General features: G+C 62.3%; 23 protein-coding genes and 1 pseudogene. 11 read left to right on the forward strand and 13 right to left on the reverse strand.

The features are described 5' to 3' along the window. Window positions 1-2: 2 nt before the first annotated feature. Complete coding sequence (locus K359_RS0114435) at window positions 3-1,160, reverse strand: acyl-CoA dehydrogenase family protein (RefSeq protein ID WP_371261157.1); 1,158 nt, start codon at window positions 1,158-1,160, stop codon at window positions 3-5. Window positions 1,161-1,602: 442 nt separating this feature from the next. Beyond that, window positions 1,603-1,899, reverse strand: a pseudogene (locus tag K359_RS51940) (GNAT family N-acetyltransferase); the annotation flags it as partial. A gap of 977 nt (window positions 1,900-2,876) precedes the next feature. On the opposite strand from K359_RS51940, the gene K359_RS0114450 reads away from it, so the two are divergent. Then, complete coding sequence (locus K359_RS0114450; RefSeq protein WP_029079993.1) at window positions 2,877-3,062, forward strand: hypothetical protein; 186 nt, start codon at window positions 2,877-2,879, stop codon at window positions 3,060-3,062. A gap of 103 nt (window positions 3,063-3,165) precedes the next feature. Here K359_RS0114450 and K359_RS0114455 read toward each other — a convergent pair whose 3' ends face one another. Next, complete coding sequence (locus tag K359_RS0114455) at window positions 3,166-3,468, reverse strand: hypothetical protein (RefSeq protein ID WP_156928499.1); 303 nt, start codon at window positions 3,466-3,468, stop codon at window positions 3,166-3,168. 257 nt (window positions 3,469-3,725) lie between these two features. On the opposite strand from K359_RS0114455, the gene K359_RS0114460 reads away from it, so the two are divergent. After that, entirely contained in the window at window positions 3,726-3,986 is a 261-nt protein-coding gene (locus K359_RS0114460; RefSeq protein WP_029079995.1) for a hypothetical protein, read from the forward strand. A gap of 82 nt (window positions 3,987-4,068) precedes the next feature. Here K359_RS0114460 and K359_RS0114465 read toward each other — a convergent pair whose 3' ends face one another. Then, window positions 4,069-4,422, reverse strand: coding sequence for a phasin (locus K359_RS0114465; RefSeq protein WP_029079996.1), 354 nt, complete (start codon window positions 4,420-4,422; stop codon window positions 4,069-4,071). Window positions 4,423-4,649: 227 nt separating this feature from the next. On the opposite strand from K359_RS0114465, the gene K359_RS0114470 reads away from it, so the two are divergent. Then, window positions 4,650-4,835: a hypothetical protein gene (locus tag K359_RS0114470; RefSeq protein WP_029079997.1), complete on the forward strand. Its 186-nt coding sequence runs from the start codon at window positions 4,650-4,652 to the stop codon at window positions 4,833-4,835. A gap of 108 nt (window positions 4,836-4,943) precedes the next feature. Here K359_RS0114470 and K359_RS0114475 read toward each other — a convergent pair whose 3' ends face one another. The 3 genes from K359_RS0114475 to K359_RS0114485 form a co-directional block, all read right to left on the reverse strand. After that, window positions 4,944-5,147 (reverse strand): hypothetical protein, encoded by a 204-nt coding sequence (locus K359_RS0114475; protein WP_029079998.1) that lies wholly within the window; start codon window positions 5,145-5,147, stop codon window positions 4,944-4,946. Between the two features lie 134 nt (window positions 5,148-5,281). After that, window positions 5,282-6,415, reverse strand: coding sequence for an alpha-hydroxy acid oxidase (locus tag K359_RS0114480; protein ID WP_029079999.1), 1,134 nt, complete (start codon window positions 6,413-6,415; stop codon window positions 5,282-5,284). Between the two features lie 165 nt (window positions 6,416-6,580). After that, window positions 6,581-7,600, reverse strand: a complete 1,020-nt coding sequence (locus tag K359_RS0114485) for a GlxA family transcriptional regulator (RefSeq protein ID WP_029080000.1) — start codon at window positions 7,598-7,600, stop codon at window positions 6,581-6,583. 63 nt (window positions 7,601-7,663) lie between these two features. On the opposite strand from K359_RS0114485, the gene K359_RS0114490 reads away from it, so the two are divergent. The 4 genes from K359_RS0114490 to K359_RS51945 all read left to right on the forward strand — a co-directional run bounded on the left by K359_RS0114490 (window position 7,664) and on the right by K359_RS51945 (window position 10,767). Next, window positions 7,664-8,377 (forward strand): hypothetical protein, encoded by a 714-nt coding sequence (locus K359_RS0114490; protein WP_029080001.1) that lies wholly within the window; start codon window positions 7,664-7,666, stop codon window positions 8,375-8,377. Beyond that, the gene (locus K359_RS0114495; protein ID WP_029080002.1) at window positions 8,377-9,669 is read left to right on the forward strand and encodes an MFS transporter; all 1,293 of its coding nucleotides are present in this window, start codon (window positions 8,377-8,379) and stop codon (window positions 9,667-9,669) included. The genes K359_RS0114490 and K359_RS0114495 overlap by 1 nt, the downstream gene beginning before the upstream one ends. 94 nt (window positions 9,670-9,763) lie before the next feature. After that, the gene (locus K359_RS0114500; RefSeq protein ID WP_245284604.1) at window positions 9,764-10,450 is read left to right on the forward strand and encodes a YqcI/YcgG family protein; all 687 of its coding nucleotides are present in this window, start codon (window positions 9,764-9,766) and stop codon (window positions 10,448-10,450) included. After that, on the forward strand, window positions 10,447-10,767 hold the full coding sequence (locus K359_RS51945; RefSeq protein ID WP_029080004.1) for a cupin domain-containing protein: 321 nt from the start codon (window positions 10,447-10,449) through the stop codon (window positions 10,765-10,767). The genes K359_RS0114500 and K359_RS51945 overlap by 4 nt, the downstream gene beginning before the upstream one ends. Window positions 10,768-10,790: 23 nt before the next feature. Here the strand turns inward: K359_RS51945 and K359_RS58800 are convergent, their stop codons facing one another. Next, window positions 10,791-10,973: a hypothetical protein gene (locus K359_RS58800; protein WP_084518393.1), complete on the reverse strand. Its 183-nt coding sequence runs from the start codon at window positions 10,971-10,973 to the stop codon at window positions 10,791-10,793. Window positions 10,974-10,998: 25 nt separating this feature from the next. On the opposite strand from K359_RS58800, the gene K359_RS0114510 reads away from it, so the two are divergent. After that, the gene (locus K359_RS0114510) at window positions 10,999-11,184 is read left to right on the forward strand and encodes a hypothetical protein (protein WP_016847356.1); all 186 of its coding nucleotides are present in this window, start codon (window positions 10,999-11,001) and stop codon (window positions 11,182-11,184) included. A gap of 153 nt (window positions 11,185-11,337) precedes the next feature. On the opposite strand, the gene K359_RS0114515 is transcribed toward K359_RS0114510, so the two are convergent. The 4 genes from K359_RS0114515 to K359_RS51950 form a co-directional block, all read right to left on the reverse strand. Next, on the reverse strand, window positions 11,338-12,600 hold the full coding sequence (locus tag K359_RS0114515; RefSeq protein WP_029080005.1) for a CaiB/BaiF CoA-transferase family protein: 1,263 nt from the start codon (window positions 12,598-12,600) through the stop codon (window positions 11,338-11,340). Between the two features lie 305 nt (window positions 12,601-12,905). Then, on the reverse strand, window positions 12,906-13,328 hold the full coding sequence (locus tag K359_RS0114520) for a GFA family protein (protein WP_029080006.1): 423 nt from the start codon (window positions 13,326-13,328) through the stop codon (window positions 12,906-12,908). A gap of 377 nt (window positions 13,329-13,705) precedes the next feature. After that, window positions 13,706-14,281, reverse strand: coding sequence for a DUF6456 domain-containing protein (locus K359_RS0114525; protein ID WP_029080007.1), 576 nt, complete (start codon window positions 14,279-14,281; stop codon window positions 13,706-13,708). Window positions 14,282-14,375: 94 nt separating this feature from the next. After that, complete coding sequence (locus tag K359_RS51950) at window positions 14,376-14,936, reverse strand: GcrA family cell cycle regulator (protein ID WP_051346131.1); 561 nt, start codon at window positions 14,934-14,936, stop codon at window positions 14,376-14,378. Window positions 14,937-15,063: 127 nt separating this feature from the next. Between K359_RS51950 and K359_RS0114535 the strand changes: the two genes are divergently transcribed. The 3 genes from K359_RS0114535 (at window position 15,064) to K359_RS0114545 (ending at window position 17,449) form a co-directional block, all read left to right on the forward strand. After that, window positions 15,064-15,693 carry an XRE family transcriptional regulator gene (locus tag K359_RS0114535; protein ID WP_029080008.1) on the forward strand — a complete coding sequence of 210 codons (630 nt, stop codon included), beginning with the start codon at window positions 15,064-15,066 and terminating at the stop codon, window positions 15,691-15,693. A 157-nt stretch (window positions 15,694-15,850) separates the two neighbouring features. Next, window positions 15,851-16,126 (forward strand): hypothetical protein, encoded by a 276-nt coding sequence (locus K359_RS0114540; protein ID WP_029080009.1) that lies wholly within the window; start codon window positions 15,851-15,853, stop codon window positions 16,124-16,126. A gap of 168 nt (window positions 16,127-16,294) precedes the next feature. After that, the gene (locus K359_RS0114545) at window positions 16,295-17,449 is read left to right on the forward strand and encodes an OpgC domain-containing protein (RefSeq protein ID WP_029080010.1); all 1,155 of its coding nucleotides are present in this window, start codon (window positions 16,295-16,297) and stop codon (window positions 17,447-17,449) included. A 10-nt stretch (window positions 17,450-17,459) separates the two neighbouring features. Here K359_RS0114545 and K359_RS51955 read toward each other — a convergent pair whose 3' ends face one another. Continuing rightward, window positions 17,460-18,764: a glycoside hydrolase family 3 N-terminal domain-containing protein gene (locus K359_RS51955; RefSeq protein WP_051346132.1), complete on the reverse strand. Its 1,305-nt coding sequence runs from the start codon at window positions 18,762-18,764 to the stop codon at window positions 17,460-17,462. Between the last annotated feature and the right edge of the window lie 129 nt (window positions 18,765-18,893).

The following is an 18,893-nucleotide window of genomic DNA, read 5'->3' on the forward strand; positions in this document are numbered from 1 at the left end:
CCTCAAAGCGTCAGGTTTTCAGACGGAAGCCCGAGGGCCACCCGCCCGTAATTGGTACCGGCCGCGTCGAAATTGAAGGCGAGGTGCGAGTTCACCGCATGCGCATCGCGGAATTGACGCTGCAGCGCGCCCGAGGTGAACAGGCTGCGCGCCCCGCTCGCCGCGAACAGAAGAGACACCGCTTCGGTGCAAAGATTGACCGCAAACGCGCCGTCACGTCGGAGCTTCGTCTTCGCGGCAATGCTCGGGATGTCGCCGCGCCGAACTTCCGCTAACACCTCGACGCAGTTCGTACGCATGATCAGCCGCGCGGCATCTATCTTTGCCGACGCCTCAGCGATCTTGATTTGTGTGCTCTGCAGGTCTCCGATCTTGGCCCGGTTGTATGTCGAGGCGCGGTGTCGCGCGATCTCGACATAATCATCAAGGCAAGCCTGGGCATTCCCCAGGCCGACCCCTGACAATACATAAGGAAACAACGAGAAGACCGGAAGCGCGTAGAGCGCATTCGGATTGACAACACTGCCGGGCGTCGCACCACCCGCAAGATCGCTGACGGCAACGGTCATATGCTCGGGGACGAACGCGTCAGTTACCCGAACGTCGTTTGATCCCGTTCCGCGCAAACCAGCCGCATTCCAGGTATCGTCGATGCTGTAGTCCCGCCTGTTCAGCAGGAACAACCGATATTCGACGCCATCGGCTTCATCGTCAGAGGCAACCACGCTCGCGAGCATGTTCCATCCGCACGCTTCCACCCCGGACGAGAACGGCCAATGACCATTCAGCACATATCCGCCACTTGTCTTCCTTGCACGGCCTGCCGGGAAAACAAAGGAAGACGCGATCAGCGTATCCGGATCCTTGCCCCACACCGCGTTCTGCGCCTCAGGCGCGAACATGCCGAGCATCCAGTGGTGACTGGCAAGATTGGCAAAATTCCAGGAGACCGAGGCGTCGCCCTGCCCCAGGGCATCGGCGCAATCGACCAGTGCAACATAGTCGAGTTCGCTTCCCCCGACGCGCTTGGGCTGCAGGATCCGGAAAAGCCCATGATCGTGCAGATCCCGTTCGGTCTCCGGCGGCAATCGGCGCAGCTCTTCGGTCCGTTGAGCCCGCTCACGCAAGGCCGGCACAAGCGCCCTGGCTCGTGCGACCATGACCGAATAGCGGTCTATATCTGGGCCTGGCGGCACCTTCGCGTCGAGCCCGCGGTCAACCTCAACCATGGTCTCTTCCTTCGTTCGATCTCCAAGACATCTGCGCGTGCGATCGAGCCGTACGACTCAGTTTATCGATCGATCACCAGAGATCAAGCCGCGCAAGCCTACGTCCCGCGAATTCAACGCCCAGGATTAACGACTGCGGCGGGGTCCCTATTGAAGGAACGCTTCCAGCAATGCCCCGTCCGCTCGGGCCAGGCCACTCTAGCATTTTCCCGCCAAGATTCGAGACGTGGTCCAGTTCCCGGCTAACGACCGCTGCTTACCGAAGGCACCACCAACGGTGCGGAAACGCAAAAAAGCCCGGTGGTCATTCGGCCACCGGGCGGCGCTCTAGGTCGTCGAATTGTTGGCAACAGCCCAAACCGCCTCGCGGGATCTAGACGAGCCCCTTTCGCCAATACAGCGTGTGCTGCCATGCCCAGGGCGAGACAGGTTCGAAGAGCCGATATCCCTGCCGGATAAAGTTATTGGCAGAGAAACAATTGTCGGTCGTATCCGAAACGATCGCCATCCAGCCGGCGCGCTGCGCTCGCGCTTCCAACGCACGAGTAAGCCGCACCTGCAGGCCGCGGCCGCGGTGCGGTATCGCGACGCCGACGCGGCACAGATATCCGGTATTGGCAACATGGGTTGAGGGAACGACGCCCGCGAACGCTATCGGCCGCGTTCCGCGGAACGCAAACCACTAATATCCCTGCTCGAAGTCAGGCACATGTGTCCCATCGCAAAATATCAGCTGATGAAGCTCGGCGAGCGAGTCCGCGACCTCATCGTCCTGCGGATTAACTTCGCGTATCCTGTACATTTTCACCCCTCGAGATTCTATTGTCTGCCAGGATGCCCAGACGTCTGACGTGGACATCAAGCCGCCCAGCCTCAGTTACAACGCCAGTCACTTTCCGAGCGTGGCCTTGATGCCCAACCAAACGGCACCGAGAAAACCAGTAGCGATCACGGTGATCACCGCTTTGAAAGTATAACTAGGCGGTCATACGAACCTCGTTGAATTGGTCCACCGCGCGCAGCGCGAGACCATGGAATGAATGTGCGGCAGGTCGCGCAAAATGCTGCGACCGTTTGGGGCGCGAACCTTATCCCTGACGAGTGGGGCCGCGGGCAGCGCCGGCTTGCGCCGCGCCGCAGGACCGGCGCGTTCGCGCGCGCCGGCCAATTTCGTGCTCGTTCCAAATGGTTCGGACGGCGGCGCGCTGACGACGCTCAGGCGATGGGCGGGGAGGATGTGGCGTCGTGACGTTGCGGCCGCCGTCCGATTGGTGAAACGGCAAACAAAAAGCCCGCCGCGGATTGCTCCGCGCGGGCCCAACAATTTCGGAATGTTTGAATTATGCAGCTGAGTTGCCCGACGTGTCAAACCTTTTTACGAGCTGAATGCGATCGGTAAAATTCAACGCGTCGGCTTCGACGGTGGGAAACCGCCTTGATCGAAAGTTTACACATGATCTGGAATCGCAACATGAGTTGGCGTCGATCGGCCGTATGCTTGTTGCGATGATGTCAGTGTGCCGCTGAGTTGCCCGACGCGTCAAGTGGGACAAGCGGTTCATATTTGCACCGACATCAATTACGGTTTTCGGCTCGCGCCGGTCGAACCGGCCCGCGCCGTACGTTGATTGCAGGGAGGACGCGTCGATGTATTTCGTTGCTGCCGTGCTCGCGGTCTTGTCCGGCCTGTTCTATGCCGCAGGCCATCATCAGATCGGTTCGCTCGGTACGACCATGTGCCAGTACGGCGGCTTCTTTTGCGACGCTCCGGTGCTGGTTCTCGTCGGTGCCGGGTTCGCCGCGGCGTGGGGCATGCTCGTCAGCGTTCGCTGATCATCGCTTGATACTGCCGACAGTGATCTTGTGCCGCTGAGTTGCCCGACGAGTCAATTCCTGCGCTCCGCGTCATCGGACGCATCTCCACGAACACCCGCATCTATTGCGGCGGGATTGGGTTTGCCGGTTGCGCTGGTTTGGGGCCAGGTGGAACGGGCTCAATCGGCGCCTTCGGCTCGGTCGGCATGACCGTTGCGCCGGCCGCACGCGCCGCCTCGCCGGTCGTCGAGTAGTTGGCGGAGGCGGCCGGCTGCACCTTCGGATTATTCCATGGACCATGGTCGACGATCAGCATCCCCAACACGCCAAGGATCGCAACCACGGCTGCAACCACCAGCGGCATACCGCCGTGCCGATTGCGATGCCTGAGCGAACCACCGTCCATTATGCCGTACGCTTGCATTGTCATCATCGTCTCCTCCCCGGAAACAAGCCGCGACCCGCGCGTAAGTTTCCGGTTCCCTGACGTGAAAGGACGGCATGTCGGTGGAACCAATCCGCGGCTGTGGCATTTGCACGATGTGCGGCCGCCACCCGCAATTCAAAACGGCGCCTGTCGCGGATAGCCCGAGGTCATGACCCGCTGTTCAAAAACACGCGCATGCACGGACAGCCAAAAGTGGCGGCCACCTGACCTTTAGCGAGATCGCGGTACGGCACATGAGCTCCGAGACACCCGAGTCCCCGCCGCAGCCAACGCTCGGTGAGCGAGCGATCGACACCGCGACGGACGTTTCGCGCACCATCACGGAGGTGTCGGACGGATTGCGAGCGGCTGCAGATCGGCTCAGCGACGCGATCGCAAGCTCGCGCCGGTCAGGCGGAGTCCTTGCCACGGTGAGCGCGGTCACGCGCGAAGCGCCGCTCGCCAGCCTGTTCGTCGCGTTTCTGCTCGGCGTTGCCGTCGCGCGCCAGCGCTAGAGCGTTTTCGAGCGAAGTGGATACCGGTTCGCGTGAAGAAAACGCGTCAAGGCAACAGCCTCGACGCGCTGCGAAAGCCGTCCTAGAACTTGCCTTTGGTGGCGTCCTTGGTTGCGGACATGACGCTTCCGCTGATCTGCCGCATATGTTCGCCGGCGTTGGTGAACTGGCTGCGCAGGAACTCCGACTGGATCCGCATCGCCTCTTGCAGATCGGTCGCGTGCACGAGCTTGCGCGCATGCTCGAACGCGGCCTTCATGTTCTGCTCGGTGAACGACAGCGCCTGTTTGGAAATCTCGGTACCGGTGCCCGGCATCGCCGTCATCGACTTGCTCGCGGCATCAAAGAACAGGCTGAAGGCCTTTTCGGCCTGGTCGATGGTCTTTTCCGCGAGATCGCGCAACTCGGCGGGAACTTCAAGCTTCGGCTCAATCATGATCGCGCCCCCTGAAATAAGCGTGGGGCAACGTTAGCATAGTTTGTGACGGCGTCAGCGCCGGATCGCCAGCCAGGACAGGCCCGCTCGTTCCAGCCCAAAGGAAAATTTACCTAGCCTGGCCGGAGCGCAAGCGTAGCCGATTCCAATCATGTCAGCACTGTGGCATAGTGATTCGACTTTCTTCGTTGGTCGCGTCCGCGTCTCTTGGGGAATAAGGGGATCCGATGCTGCGCGCCGTTCGTCCGACACCGACCTGCACCCGATTCAAGACCAGTATCGAGATGCCGTGCATGAAGTGCGGCACGCAAATGCGGCTGACCTTGATCGAGCCGCGCGACCAAGTCTACGACGTGCTGACCTATCAGTGCACGCCCTGTAATTCCGGCGAAAGCTTTCTGAACGCGCGATAAAGCGTTTTCACGCGAAGTGGATACCGGTTCGCGTGAAGAAAACGCGTCAAAATAAGCATCTAGAGCCCCGTTCCGATTCCATCGGAAGGCTCTAGGCGGCTACCCCGTTCAGTCGCTCAACACCGCAGCTCCCGCCGGCGTCAGCACGGGCTCGTCGTCATGCAGTTCGACCAGACCAAGCTCCGTCAGGACGCGCAAATCCTCGTCGCTGATCGGGGACAGTCCGAGCCGGCGGGCCTGGATATCCCGCAGGGTCCAGCGCAAGCCGATCGCGCGTTCAAGGGAAAACTCAGCGAATGGATTATCTGCCATCCGCCTCGACTAGTGCGGCATTTGGATCAGACTTTGTCTTTGCCGCGGCGGCTTCATGGACACCACAGATTGATGGCGACTTGGCGCGACCGAGGCGCCCGTGGGCCCCGATCGCGCTATCGCTTCGTACCAGTTCAGTAGCGGTAGGGATCGATATCGAGCAGCGGGAATGCGCTGAACACGCTCGGCAGATTGGTCGGCAGCGCAGGGTGAAGATAGGATTTGTCCAGTTCGGCAAAGCTGGTGACGCCGAGCAGCCCGAGGCACCGGATCACCTCGTCCTCCAGCAATTCAAGCATCCGGACAATGCCCGCCTCACCGGCCGCGGCGAGCGCCCAGCACTGCAAGCGGCCGATCCCGACAAGGTCGGCGCCCGAGATGATGGCCTTCACGATGTCGGTGCCTCGGCAGAACGAGCCGTCGACCATGATCTTGGCTCGCCCTGCGACGGCCTGGACGATCTCGGGCAGGACATGCATGGAGCCGCGGCCGTGGTCGAGCTGGCGTCCGCCGTGATTTGAGACGTAGATCCAGTCGACCCCGTGATCGAGGGCGATCCTTGCATCTTCGGCGGTGGCGATGCCCTTGAGGATCAGCGGAATCTTGAACTTGTCCTTGATCAACTTCACGGTCCGCCATTCCAGCCCCTTCTGGAAATCGCCGCCGGTGGCGCGGATGCGGCTTTCACGGACGTAGCGCTTGGCGATGTCGCGTTCGCGCCGGCTGTAATGGGCGGTGTCCACGGTGAGGCAGAACGCGGCATAACCGTTGTCGATGCTACGGCTGACCGTGTCCTCGACGAAGGCGTCGTCGCCACGCACATAGAGCTGGAAGATGCGCAAGGCGTCAGGCGCGGCCTTGGCCGTGTTCTCCAGACCTGGCTCCGACACCGAGCTCAGCATATGCGCCGCGCCGAACGTTCCAGCTCCGCGCGCAACGGCTGCGCCCGCATCGGGATCGAAGATCTCGAGCGCGCCGACCGGAGCGATCATCACGGGAAGCCGGAGCTTGCGTCCGAATACCTCAACGGAAGGATCGACATCGATGACGTTGCGCAGGACGCGCGGCCGGAACGCGATCTCGTCGAGGGCCATTCTGTTGCGGCGCATCGTGGTCTCGGTCTCCGAGGCGCCGACGATATAATCCCAGGCGTTCTGGTTCAGCTTGGCGCGGGCCTTCTGCGCGAATTCGTGCAGATTCTGGAATTCCTCGCCGCTGGCGCCGAGCTCGACATTGCGCGTCTGTTGAATGGGGGTCCCGTCATTCATGGTGTTTCTTCTCCCGATTTTGGCCGGCACATTAGCCGCAGACAAACCGGAAAAGCTACACCTTGAACATCGAATCCGGCCAGCGAAGGCCAGCTATTCGCTCGTGAGATAGATCAATTTCGACAGCAGGCGCCCGGCGTCCGGACTGAGCCAGCCGGAGGCGAGCTAGCTGCCCGAAAACCGGTTTCGGTACTCGGTCGGTGACACGCCAAGGTGGCGCAGGAAGGCCCGCCGCATTCGTTCGTCATCGCCGAAACCCGCGCGCTTGGCGACTTCGACCACGCCGCCGATCTGACGGCTCTCGAGCAGCAGGCGCGCGGTCTCCACGCGCAGCGCCTCGACGCCGCTTGCGGGCGTCATGCCGGTGCGGCTGACATAGGTCCTGGCAAAGGTGCGAGGCGTCATCCCGGCCTTTTCCGCGAGGGTCTCGACCTTGAGGTCGTCAGTGATGTTCTCGATGATCCAGGCGTGCAGCGCGCTGAAGCGTCCCTCGACGTCCGACGCCTGGGCCGCGAGCACAGTCGAGAACTGGCTCTGACCGCCCGGCCTCTTGAGAAACACAACAAGCCGGCGTGCGACATCGAGCGCGGTGGTGTGGCCGAAATCCTCTTCGATCATGGCAAGCGCGAGGTCGATACCAGCGCTGACGCCGGCCGATGACCAGACCCGCCCATCCTTGACGAAAATCGCGTTGGGCTCGACGCGGATGTTGGGGAAGCTGTCCTGCAAGCGCGGGCAATACCGCCAGTGCGTTGCAGCACGCTTGCCGTCCAGGATTCCGGTCCAGGCCAGCGCAAACGCGCCGAGGCACACCGATGCGATACGGCGCGCCTTCGGCAGCGCCTCCGCAATCCAGTTCATCAACTTGGCGTCGTTGCGGAGCTTCCAGATGCCCGGCCCACCAGGGATCACCAGCGTATCGACCTCGGCGGGTGCAACACTGTCGATCGGCGCCGTGTCGATCATCATGCCGACATCGGTCGGCACCAACCCACCGGACGCCGACAGGTAGGAGAGCGAGTAGTCCGGCCCGGGCAGTTCGATCGCCTCCAGCTCCGCGAACACCTGGGCGGGCCCGGAGATGTCGAGCAAGGTCACGCCCGGAAAGGCGACGATCGCGATCCGCCGCGTGGTTTTCTTGTCGCGCGGCTCCGGCCGAGGCGCTTTGGCAGCTTTCGAGGGCATATTGTCCTTTAAGCCATTCGAGGCTGCCCTGTATAGGTCGCGATGGAATTCTGGAGTTCTGCCATGTCGCGAAATCTGGGCAGCGGATACGAGGCGATCAAATCGCCTCGGGCGGATTACGCGATCTACAGTCTACCCGACGCCTCCCGGATCGAAGCCTGCGACCGTCAGCCGCTGATGGACGCCATGAACGGCATCATTGCCATCAACTGGCAAGCCCGCGAGCCGCACTGGACCGCAACCTCCTCGCCCTTCGACAAGAAGTACAGCCTGATCCTGGTCTACGACGGCTCGGGCCTCGTGGCCTTCTCGGTTTACCGCATCCTGCAGATGTCGGCCGGACTTGGAATCTACCGCAGCGGCACGGAAGTGCTGCCCGCGCACCAGGGCCGCGGCTTGTACGGCTCCTTCACTTCGGAAGTCCTGAAATGTTCGGGTGCAGCTGCGAGAGCCGACGGCAACGTCCTCTACGGCTGGCGGACCCGCAATCCAATCGTGTGGGCAGCGAACGCTAAGATTTGCGAAAAAGTGTCTCCATCGTTGCTCGACGATGCACAGGATCCCGCGTTGCAGGCGGCGTGTGTCGAGATGTGCACCTCGCTCTATCCGGGCAAGCCGCTCGAACTTCCCGACATGATCATGCGCGGCGCCTACGGCCACATTAAGCACCATCGGCAGACCTACCATGGCACCGCATCGCTGGTCGACGCCGCGATGTCGCGCAAGATTCCGAATTCTGCGGATGCCCTTTTCTCTGTCGGTTACGCGAGGGTTTGATGTCGATGCTCGGACAACAGGCGGTATACGTCCCGACGTCGCGCTTCACCGATCGCGCCTATCTGGCCTGGACGGCGGTGGCGATCGCCTATGCCATCGCTTTCCTGCAACGCGTGTCGCCGCAATCGGTGAGCCTCAGCTTCATGCACGACTTCGACACCGACGCGGCCGGTGTTGCGATGCTCGCCTCGAGCTATTTCTGGGGCTACACCCTGATGCAGATTCCGGCCGGCCTTCTGGTCGACCGTTTCGGCGTCAAGCGCGTCGTCCTGGCCAGCATGATCGCCTCGTCGCTCGGCAGCGCCGCATTCGCGCTCGCGCCGAACTTGCTCGACGTCTTTGCCGCTCGGCTGATCGTCGCCTGCGGCGACGCGCTGGTCTTCACCGCACTGCTGAAGCTCGTCGCACAAAGCTTCGCCGACGAGAGGTTCGGCATGATGTCCGGCATTTCGCAGGTGTCCGGCTATGTCGGCGGCGTCATCGCGACCACGCCGCTTGCGGCCGCGGTCTCGGGCTTTGGCTGGCGGTCCTGCTTCCTGTTCATCGCCTGCATCGGGCTTGCCAATCTCGCTTTCGCCAAGCTTGCGCTCAAGCCGGATCCGGTCTCGCACAGCAACAAGACGCTGAAGGGCGTTGCCATCGCGGCACGGCAAGCGCTGACCCATGTCGCGAACTGGGGTTGCGCAATGACGTTTGCCTCGCACTTCGCGGTCGTGACGACGCTGTCGGGCGTCTGGGGCATTCCGATGGTCGCGCACTTCTTCCATATCTCGCCTACGGCCGCCGGCACGCCGCTGCTGGCCTTCATGATCGGCAATGCGCTCGGATCGATCTTCCTCGGTCATGCCGCCGACCGTGCCGCCGCGGTACTCGACCGCGCGCTGATCGGCATTTGCGCGCTGCGCATGCTCCTGATCGCGATGCTGCTGCCGCCGATCGCCCAAACGTTTGGTCTTGCCTACGTCACCGTCGTGTTCACGGCATTGGGCCTCGTTGCCGGCGGCACGGTTCCGCTGGTGCTGAAATGCGTCAAGAAATTGTACACGGCGGACCTGATCGGTGTCGGCGCCTCCGTGAATACCACGGCTGCCGGCATCTTCGCGGGCGTCGCGCAGCCCATCATCGGCTTCGCGATGCTTGCGGCCAGCAGCGCCTCCGGGACCGACGCCGTGCACAACACGGCCGTGATCGGTGATGGCGGCTACAGCGCCTTGATTGCCATTTTGCTTCTCATGTCGCTGCCGGGCATTGCCGGGCCGCTGCTGATGAGAGGCAAGTTGATAGCTCGTTAGTGTCGTTAGGAGTCGAGGGGGTGTTATGGAGCGCTTGTTTTTGAGAAAAGGCGAAGTCGCGTCAAACTTTCCGGTCAGCAGCTGGCAAAGCGTGATGTTTTCCGAGTTTGAAGCGCAGATGAGCAGCGAGGCGAGGCCGTTCCCTTGCGTGTTCGGGGTGACCGGACATCGCCAGGACCAGCTCCGCTACCTCTTCCTTGATCCGTATGATGTGGCGGTGCTTGGCGAACAGCTCGGACAATATCTCTCGGAGGCGCGCTCGTTCGGCCCCAACACCTCATTGATCGTTTTCACGCGGCCCCGCCCGGTGCAGACGCTCGACGCCTATTATCGCAAGATGTGGCTGACGCTCGACCAGCTTGCGCGGCTGGACAAGAACCCCTGGCCATCAGAGATTCCGGAGCAGATCGACCATCCGATGTGGGAGTTCTCGTTTGCGGGCGAGCCGATCTTCGTCGTGTGCACAACGCCCGCGCATGTGATGCGCCAGAGCCGCCGGTCCAGCGCCTTCATGCTCACCTTCCAGCCGCGCTGGGTGTTCGAGAAGATTCTCGGGACGGAGAAGGCGGCGAACGCCGCGTTCGCCGAAGTGCGCAAGCGCTTGATCCCTTACGACAGCGCGAGCCCCTCGCCGCTGCTTGGCCGCTACGGCGCGTCCGACGGCCGCGAGTATCTGCAGTACTTCCTGGACGACGACAACAATGCGAGCGCCGGCTGCCCCTTCGCCAAGCTCGCACAGAACAAGACGCCACCGATCGCGAACAAGGAACAGGCAGCATGACCCAGATCATCGCAGGCGCGAAGACCGAATTTGCCATCGATCCGGAGATCCTGAACCTGCTCCCGGCGCAGGGCTCCGTCGAGCTGCAGCATGATGCGGCCGGCAAGGTGCATCACTTCCATACCCATCCGGTCGATGAAATCCTGATGATCATCAGCGGCCGGCTGAACTACATCTGGGATGGCGGCGAACGGGTCGTCGGCGCCGGCGACACCATCCTGCTGCCTGCCGGCACCCGACATCAATCCGAAGCGCTCGAAGGCGGCGCGATCTACGTGATCGCGACGCAGCCCCCGGCCAAACCAATGAACAACTGACATCCAGGGAAAACGCGAACACCTCAGGACAGTGGAGGGTCGCGCGGCGGTTCAACCGCCAAACGTTCGACCAGCTCGATGACTTCGGAACGCTGGTCGGGCGCAAGCCGAAGGAAAGCCTTCAACAGTCGCAGGCTTTCCAGTGTTTCGCTCGATGGAGCTCCGAGCTTGTTCTGCAGCTCTGCAACATATGTGGGATTTTTCATCTCGCACCTTAAGTGAGGATTACGAATGGCATACCCAGGTAAACGTGAAGGCTTGGCCCAGAAGGTCGACACCGCAGCGCAAGAGGCCGAACGCCTCGGCCTGACCACGGCAACCCTCATACTCCGGATGGCCCGCCTCGAGATTGATCGGGCGGAGCCCGAGGAAGTTGAAAGTATGCCAAGGAACAACTTGCGCAGCAAGCCGAACTGAACTCCCGAAACGGACCGGTTCCGGCTCCGAGGCCGCCGGCATGCGCCGGAGGCCTGTGACGTCTGAACGACGTCCTGCGAGGCGAGAGGCTTGCCTCTCGCCTGCGCTCAGGTTGCTTTGCGAATATTCGATCTTCGGTGCAGGCCAGCCACGCTAGCCGGTGTTCCCGGCCTTGCCGAACGCGCCCGCCTCGGCCAAGCCGGCCATGCGCCGGTCGTCATAGCCAAGCGTCTTGCTCAACACATCCCGCGTGTGCTGACCGAGCAGCGGAGCCGCAACAGGATCAACCGCCGGCGTCAGGCTCATATTGACCGGCGACTCGATGTTCGGAACCGAACCGGCGGTCGGATGCGCGATTCTGCTAAGGCGATGCCGATCGCGCACCTCGGGTGCGTTGAACCCTTCCTCGACCGTCCGCAGATAGCCAACCGGAATGTTGGCCTTCTTCATCTTCGCCATCCAGTGCTCGAGCGTGTCGCTCGCGAACACGCTGGCAATGATGGCGCGGAGCTTCTCCTTGTTGGCCGTCCGCGCCTTGCGGTGAGCAAATTCGGGGTCAGTGACGAGATCCGGACGCTCCAGCACGTCGGTGACCAACCGGCGATAGAGCCGATCATTGGCGCAGGCCATGTAAAGCGGACCATCGGACGCCCGGTAGACGCCGACGGTCGGCGAACCGTTCGGAGAATTGCCGAAACGGCCCGGGTTGTTGCCGTTGATGAGATAGGCCATGCCGTAGAAGCCGGTCATTGAGACCGCGGTGTCGATCAACGCGACCTCGACCTGCTGACCGCGTCCGAGCCGATCGCGCGCGATCAGCGCCAGCAGGATGGCGTTGCAGGCCGACATGCCCGTTGCCATGTCCACGATCGGCGGACCGGTGCGCACCGGCTCGCCATCCGGAAAGCCGTTGAGCGACATGAAGCCGCTTTCGGCCTGGGTGATCGGGTCAAAACCAGGACGTAGCGCGAAATCGCCTTTACGGCCGTAAGCGGAGATCGAGCAATAGATCAGCCGCGGATTGGTCGGCGCCACCGACGCATAGTCGAGCCCGAATTTCTTCATCACGCCGCCGGAGAAATTCTCCACCACGACGTCGGCCTTGGCGATCAACGCGCGCGCGACCTCGAGCGCGGCCGGATTGTTGAAATCGAGCGCAATGCCGCGCTTGTTGCGATTGAGGCTCAGATAAGCTGCGCTCTCTCCGCCGATTTCGGCGTGCTCGTAAGCGCGCGTATCGTCTCCGCCGTCCGGGTTCTCGATCTTGATGACCTCGGCCCCGAAGTCTGCCAACGTTTGCGTGCAGGCCGGACCGGCGACAACGCGGGTGAAATCGACAACCAGCAGCCCATCGAGCGCCGTCGGAACTCCCTCCCCGCGCGGCGCGCGCCCTGGCAATTCTGGTCCGGTCATGATCTGACGCTTCCTCTGTTATTTTGTCAGGCGAAATACGACGGCCCTCCCAGGACCGACGCTGCGCGCCTTTTTAGCGGAAGCCCGTCACCAAAACCAAACCCGGATTTTGCAGGGCGGGACCTTCGCCTGACATGGCTGTCATCAGCAGAGCAGATCCCGCGGTGCCGACACGGTCGGACCATTCGAATGTCGAGGAAGACTACCGGATAGCGGGTCCGTGAGGGCTTCCGGCCAGCGGAGGAATGCAGATTCGATGGGTGGCGACGCCCCGCCGCCACCCGCTTTCGTCATCGAGAAGCGCCGCGCTATTCGGCGAGCATTTCGCCAGAGCCGCCGAACTCGGCCGGAAAATCCTTCAACTTCGGCAGACCATCGCGTATCGGCAGCACCGCCTCGGCATAGTTGACGTGCACGCCAGGGCTGAATTTCAGCGTCGGGATCGTTGCCGTGAATACGTCGACGAGTCCAAGCGTCGGGTGGTTGGTCATCAGGTGACCGCCGCACTTGGTGCAATATTTGCGTTGGCTCATCGCCGTCTTCTCGAACGTCCCGATATGGTCGGCGCCCTTGGTGACCTCAACCGCCTCGGGCTTCCACAGGCTGAAGGCATTCACCGGACCGCCGGACCAGGAACGGCACGAGCGGCAGTGGCAGTAGCCCATCGCCTCAGGTTCTCCCATGACCTTGAGTTCGACGGCGCCGCAAAAGCAGTTTCCAGTGTGATTCATCGGTCGGTTCTCCTTGGGTGAATTTTGATTGGGGCTCCGCGCCGGCACCGACCCACGTTGCTCGTGATGTTCGTGATGCAGGAGGAAGATATGGAGAGGCGTAGCCGCTGCGAACTCCCTTGAGGTGACGCGCCAGACCCATTGCCGGCCCCCGAGGCCATCACACTTCGCTCGAATGCAGGCAGGTCATAGGCGTGGGCGAAGTTACATGAGAGTCCGCGCCGCTGTCGACCTTCTTCACGGCCTGGCCGAGTGCAACGCCATCACACACGAAGGATGGAGCGCAATGTGAGGCCAGGCACAGTCCCGCAATGTGATGAAGCGTTGCCGTACCGGAGGCCTGCGTCGCGACCGGCACGCAAGCACATCACTTCAAATCAGCATCGGCGATCCTTCACGGGAACCCTGTTCGGCGTGGCAAGCCCGTACATCAGCGCCAGCCGATCCAGGCACTCCTTGAGACGCCGCGCGAAATAGTCCTGCCAGCGCTGCGTGCGCAGCCCGCGCCGCTGCCCAACCTGCTCCATGGTCATGCCGAGGATCAGGACATCGTGCACCAGCGCCGAGCCGTCGGCGCCGAGCTCATGCTCGGCACGATTCAACCGCAGGGTCGCCTGACGCTGCTCCTCCGTGATCGGCTCGCGTTGCTGACCGCCATCGACGTATTCGCGTGTCGTGTCCACTGCGCGAGGGCCACGCTCGGCCTTCTCCCAATCGTTTTGGAAGGCCCTGCCGCTCCGATACTGCGTATCGTCGATCTGTCGATGCGCGTGCAACCGGCTGAGCGGATCGTTGCGTATCGAGCGGAACGCAACGATCTTGTCGCCCGGCTCGAGCGCAAGGGGGTCGTCGATCTCGACCGTCGCCACCTCGGCATTGAAGGGCAGATCCTGGGAGCGTCGATCGTGCGCTCCGGCGGGATCGTACGGTTTCCGGCGTTTGCCTCGCGGCATTGCTGGTCTCCAAAATGTGTGGTGATGAGCGCGCGGGGTCATCCGCGCGATTGCGGTTGCGGACCGAAGTCCGGCAGTCGGGAGGTGAATCGCCTCAGATGGCTCCGACGGCCTGAAGCCAGGCGTCGTTCAATACCGGCCTCGCTGAGGCCTCCGGATCGCGGCTCAGGTGAAAATGCGGTGCGCAGTAGCTCGTGCCCGGCCGGCACGGATGACCGCAGAAGGTGACCGTCTCGCCGTCGGCATCCCCGCCATAGGGATAGCGGCAGTCGCCGCGTTTCAGGTCGAGCAGTGAAAGATGCCGCGGCTCGACCGCCGCGCAACGAAGTTGGGGCATCTCCACCGCTTCGGCGAAGATTTTTGGCCAGCGAATCAGATCGGGCTTCAGCTCGGCCCGCCCCTCCCGCAGGCACCCGTTGCCCGGGAGCTTCGCCAGGGACGGTTTCAGTGGGTCGAGGCGCCCCGGCAGGGACGGCTCCACCCGATCGAGGCCCACCAACCCCATGCGCTGGGCCCGGCTGAGGGCCGCGTAGCGTGTGTAGGCCGTGTTGAAGGTTGCGTTGATGGTGTCAGCGATCTCCGAGTAGGACAAGCCGCGGGCGCGCAGGTCCTGCAGGGCAGCCGAATGCTCCGGCAGCCAGTTCGTCATTTCCATTCCAGATTCCCATTTTTGTCATTCCGCCGGCGCCTTGCATAGCTTCCGATATTCCGAAGAAAAAGTCAAGCTTGATTTCTGATAATCGTAACGGTATGGATATGACAGGATTTGGAGAGGATGAAACATGCTGGACGCGGCACTGATCGAACGAGCACTGGAAAAGACAGGGAAGAGCAAGGGCGGGCTTGCCCGCGCAATGGGGGTACGGGCCGGGGCGGTATCCGAGATACTGTCGGGGATACGGTTGATCAAGGCGTCGGAGATCGCCCCGATCATCGAATATCTGGAGCTGAACTCGGTGCCGATCATGGGCCGGGTCGGCGCCGGCGCCTCGATCGAGCCGGACCTCGAGCAGGTCCCGCCGGAGGGTCTCGGCGAGGTCGAACTTCCGTTCCCGGTAACCGAGGAGACCATCGCTTTTGAGGTCTCAGGCGATTCGATGCTGCCAAAATACGAGAACGGCGACGTCATCGTGGTCTATCGCGAGCAGCGCCATCCGCTGTCGAGCTTCTACGGCGAAGAAGCTGCGGTCCGGCTGAAAAGCGGCGAGCGCTACCTGAAGACGATCGAACGCGGCAGCTCTTCCGGCCTGGTCAACCTCAAGAGCTTCAACGCCAAGCCGATCAACGGTGTGAAGCTCGAATGGATCGGGGAAATCTGCGTCACCCTGCCCCGCGGCCAGATCGAACGGCTGCGCGGCAAGACGGCGAAGGGCCGCAAATCTGCCCGGACGCAGGGGCGATCGGAGAAATAGCGGCGCGACTTCAGGGCCGACCAGGCCGATTCGGATACCCAGACCGAATCGGCCGGACCAGCGGCGTCGAAATTCGGGTTATCGGCAATTCCTCTTGACATAGTTCCGATTATCGGAAATAATGGCCGATAACAGTCAAGGCATCGAACTATCAGGCATGCAGTATTTTGTCGTGATGATCGACTATGGCCGCCGCGGCCGGGAAGCGATCGTCGACCCCGAAATGACCCGGCGTGAGGTCGTCTCGCGCATCGCGTCGGGTGAATATACCAACATCAGCTTCATCCACGAGATTGCCGAATGTTCGGTTGAGGATGTCACGGACGACATCCTTGCCGAGGCCGCCCTGCCGGAGGTCCCCCTGACCGCCGCTGATATGCAAGCCAATACGCTCGATCACATCGGCGACCTGCGCAAGCACGAGCCGGTCTGACGTCGAGACCTCACGTGGTGATTTCGAAAACGTGATCTTTCTTGAGCCGGCCACTTGGCCGGAACCGGAAACGGACTAGATTGGGTTCACGCAAAGTCTATTCGGACCGGGCGCGGGTTCCCTTTAGATTAGCGATTCGTTTCTCGGGCCGGTAGATTTCTGCTTCAAATGACTCCGACAAAAAATGCCGGGATCGCGGCAGGCGATGGCGATCTCAGGATTGCGCTGCTGCTCGGCATCGCGAACTGGTTTCTATTCCTCGATCATATTCCGCACAACGTCGTCAACACGCTGACCATTCGCAACTTCGGCTTCAGCGGCGCCACCGACCTGTTTGTATTCGTCGGCGGCTACGCGACGACGCTGATCTACAGTGGGATGGCGGTGGAGCGCGGAATGCTGGTGGCGGCCACCCGCATCTTCAGGCGTGTGTGGCAGCTCTACGCCGCCTACATCGTTCTGTTCGTAATCTATGTCGAGTTGATCAGCTATGTCGCGGCCCGGACCGCTGCGCCCGAGATCATCAGCGAGTTCAACATCACCGGCTTCATCGACCACGGTATCCGAACGCTGATCTACGGCCTGTTCCTGCAAGCCAAGCCGCTCAATCTGGATGTGCTGCAACTCATTATCGCCTTGATGGCCTTCCAGCCCATTATCGTGTGCGGGCTGCTCTATGTGCCGAACGCGACGCTCGCCGGGTCCGTTGCGCTTTACGCGACCGCCCGCGTGCTCGACTGGAATCTGACATCATACCCGGATGGACGCTGGTACCTGAACCCGTTCTGCTGGCAATTGCTGTTTGTGATGGGCGGCTGGCTCGCGCTCGTCGGTAGGCGGTACGCCTCCGAGATCCGCTCGCTGCAGGCTACTCCAGCGCTGCGCGCCGCGGCCCTGTTGTATCTGGTGTTCGCGCTGACGATCGTCTCAATTGGCGATATCCCGGCCCTCGCCCAGATGATGCCGGATGGACTGAGCGACATGCTCCTGCCAAGCGACCGGGAGGATGTCGCACCCCATCGCATCCTGCATTTCCTGGCCCTGACGTTCCTGTTCACGTTGCTGGTGCCGCGCGACTGGGAATACCTGCGATCACACGCCCTGCAGCCGCTCATCAAGTGCGGCGAGGAGTGGCTCGCCGTGTTCTGTGCAGGCGTTTTCCTCTCCTTTGCCGCGCACCTTATCCTGATCACCGGCCCGAACTCGGTGGCGAGGCAGGCCGCCGTCAGCATCGCAGGCATCGCGGCGATGATCGCCGTCGCCTACTACGTCTCGTGGTCGAAGAAGCAGGATCACAAATCGGCCGTCGGCGCCCATTCGTGAATCCGGTGGTCTAATCGATCGTCAGCGACCGCCGCAGCCGCGTCTCGCTGTCGTGCAACATCGCAGCGTCGAGCGCATCCCGACCGACTGCGTCGCTCGCACAGGCGAACAGACGGTAGAATTGGGCCCCATCATAGGCGACCAGCAAGAGATCGACGCCCGCGTTCAATGCCTCCACGACGGCGGTGCAGACGTCGTGCTGATAGATCGCGCCCATCACCAGATCATCCGTCATGACGAGGCCCTGGTAGTTCCAGGTTTTCCGGATCAGCCCATCGATGACGGCCTTCGAATGCGAGGCAGGCCGCGCCGGGTCGAGAGCGCTGACCGCCACATGCCCGACCATCAGGCGCGCACCGGTCGTCGACAGCACATCGCGGAACGGACGCCAGTCGGTCACCTCCAGTTCGCCGACCGGCGTATCGAGATCGGCGTTGAAATGATGCGTGTCGGCGCGCACGCGGCCCAATCCGGAAAAGTGCTTCACGGTGGCATTGACGCCCGCGGACTCGAGGCCATGGATGTAGGCGCCCGCGATCGCGCTCACCTTGGCGGGGTCGTGGGAAATCGCGCGCTGATTGGTCAGCGTATTGAAATCGAACCGGTTGCGCGTCGCCTCGGGCCGAAGGTCAAGCACCGGAGCTAGATTGAGGTTGACGCCGAGCGACGCCAGTTCGCGTCCATGGATACGCCCGAATTCCTCGGCCTTTGCCGTCCGCTGCTCCGGCGCCAATTCGGCCAGCGAGGCAAGCGCGGGCAGCCTCGTCAGCGGCGGCGCGAGGTGCGAAACGATGCCGCCCTCCTGATCCGTCGCGACCATCAGCGGCGAAAGCCCAGCCGCGCGCCGCTTCGCCTGCAGCGCAGCGATCTCCGCCTTCAGTGCATCGACCGTCCTGCCGGCGACATTGCGCCCGGTGACATAGATGCCCGCAATCAAGCCGCTCTCCGCCAGCGGCGCGACCTCGTCGAACGACCGGTAGCCGACGATGAAATGCTGCCCAAGGGACCGCGCAAGAAGCGGCTCAGTCTGCATTACGCGGTGCTTGCGGACCTCGAACGCACCATGCGCGGCGAGCATTGCGAGTGGCGGCAGGCACCACAGGATGACCAGAAGCTTCCCCGCCCACGCCCGCCTGCGCCAGGCGCGACGGCGGACCAGCATCAGCACGACGGCGACACTTGCGACCACGAGGAGCAGATTGCCCGTCCCGCGTAGCGGGACCAGATAGGGATCGTTGTGGTTGACGCCGGCAAAGACGAATGCGAGCCCGACGATCCAGGCCAGGGCGATGCCGACTCGCTTGATGATTTGCATGGAGACGATGGGTTGAACAAACCGAACGTGTCGTCCGTATCAGAGCGGATTCGCCGCAGCTAGCGGATAAGACCCCTCTGCACGCAATCTGCATAAGAATCCTGAACTCCTGCTCATCGCCTTTCCGCT

This window comes from Bradyrhizobium sp. th-b2 (assembly GCF_000426785.1).
Classification (GTDB): domain Bacteria; phylum Pseudomonadota; class Alphaproteobacteria; order Rhizobiales; family Xanthobacteraceae; genus Bradyrhizobium; species Bradyrhizobium septentrionale.

Excerpts from the sequence above, each read along its gene's own strand:
- K359_RS0114435 (WP_371261157.1), bottom strand. The coding sequence starts at position 1,160 with ATGGTCGCACGAGCCAGGGCGCTTGTGCCGGCCTTGCGTGAGCGGGCT.
- K359_RS0114450 (WP_029079993.1), top strand. The coding sequence starts at position 2,877 with ATGTATTTCGTTGCTGCCGTGCTCGCGGTCTTGTCCGGCCTGTTCTAT.
- K359_RS0114455 (WP_156928499.1), bottom strand. The coding sequence starts at position 3,468 with ATGCAAGCGTACGGCATAATGGACGGTGGTTCGCTCAGGCATCGCAAT.
- K359_RS0114460 (WP_029079995.1), top strand. The coding sequence starts at position 3,726 with ATGAGCTCCGAGACACCCGAGTCCCCGCCGCAGCCAACGCTCGGTGAG.
- K359_RS0114465 (WP_029079996.1), bottom strand. The coding sequence starts at position 4,422 with ATGATTGAGCCGAAGCTTGAAGTTCCCGCCGAGTTGCGCGATCTCGCG.
- K359_RS0114470 (WP_029079997.1), top strand. The coding sequence starts at position 4,650 with ATGCTGCGCGCCGTTCGTCCGACACCGACCTGCACCCGATTCAAGACC.
- K359_RS0114475 (WP_029079998.1), bottom strand. The coding sequence starts at position 5,147 with ATGGCAGATAATCCATTCGCTGAGTTTTCCCTTGAACGCGCGATCGGC.
- K359_RS0114480 (WP_029079999.1), bottom strand. The coding sequence starts at position 6,415 with ATGAATGACGGGACCCCCATTCAACAGACGCGCAATGTCGAGCTCGGC.
- K359_RS0114485 (WP_029080000.1), bottom strand. The coding sequence starts at position 7,600 with ATGCCCTCGAAAGCTGCCAAAGCGCCTCGGCCGGAGCCGCGCGACAAG.
- K359_RS0114490 (WP_029080001.1), top strand. The coding sequence starts at position 7,664 with ATGTCGCGAAATCTGGGCAGCGGATACGAGGCGATCAAATCGCCTCGG.
- K359_RS0114495 (WP_029080002.1), top strand. The coding sequence starts at position 8,377 with ATGTCGATGCTCGGACAACAGGCGGTATACGTCCCGACGTCGCGCTTC.
- K359_RS0114500 (WP_245284604.1), top strand. The coding sequence starts at position 9,764 with ATGTTTTCCGAGTTTGAAGCGCAGATGAGCAGCGAGGCGAGGCCGTTC.
- K359_RS51945 (WP_029080004.1), top strand. The coding sequence starts at position 10,447 with ATGACCCAGATCATCGCAGGCGCGAAGACCGAATTTGCCATCGATCCG.
- K359_RS58800 (WP_084518393.1), bottom strand. The coding sequence starts at position 10,973 with ATGAAAAATCCCACATATGTTGCAGAGCTGCAGAACAAGCTCGGAGCT.
- K359_RS0114510 (WP_016847356.1), top strand. The coding sequence starts at position 10,999 with ATGGCATACCCAGGTAAACGTGAAGGCTTGGCCCAGAAGGTCGACACC.
- K359_RS0114520 (WP_029080006.1), bottom strand. The coding sequence starts at position 13,328 with ATGAATCACACTGGAAACTGCTTTTGCGGCGCCGTCGAACTCAAGGTC.
- K359_RS0114525 (WP_029080007.1), bottom strand. The coding sequence starts at position 14,281 with ATGCCGCGAGGCAAACGCCGGAAACCGTACGATCCCGCCGGAGCGCAC.
- K359_RS51950 (WP_051346131.1), bottom strand. The coding sequence starts at position 14,936 with ATGGAAATGACGAACTGGCTGCCGGAGCATTCGGCTGCCCTGCAGGAC.
- K359_RS0114535 (WP_029080008.1), top strand. The coding sequence starts at position 15,064 with ATGCTGGACGCGGCACTGATCGAACGAGCACTGGAAAAGACAGGGAAG.
- K359_RS0114540 (WP_029080009.1), top strand. The coding sequence starts at position 15,851 with ATGCAGTATTTTGTCGTGATGATCGACTATGGCCGCCGCGGCCGGGAA.
- K359_RS0114545 (WP_029080010.1), top strand. The coding sequence starts at position 16,295 with ATGACTCCGACAAAAAATGCCGGGATCGCGGCAGGCGATGGCGATCTC.
- K359_RS51955 (WP_051346132.1), bottom strand. The coding sequence starts at position 18,764 with ATGCAAATCATCAAGCGAGTCGGCATCGCCCTGGCCTGGATCGTCGGG.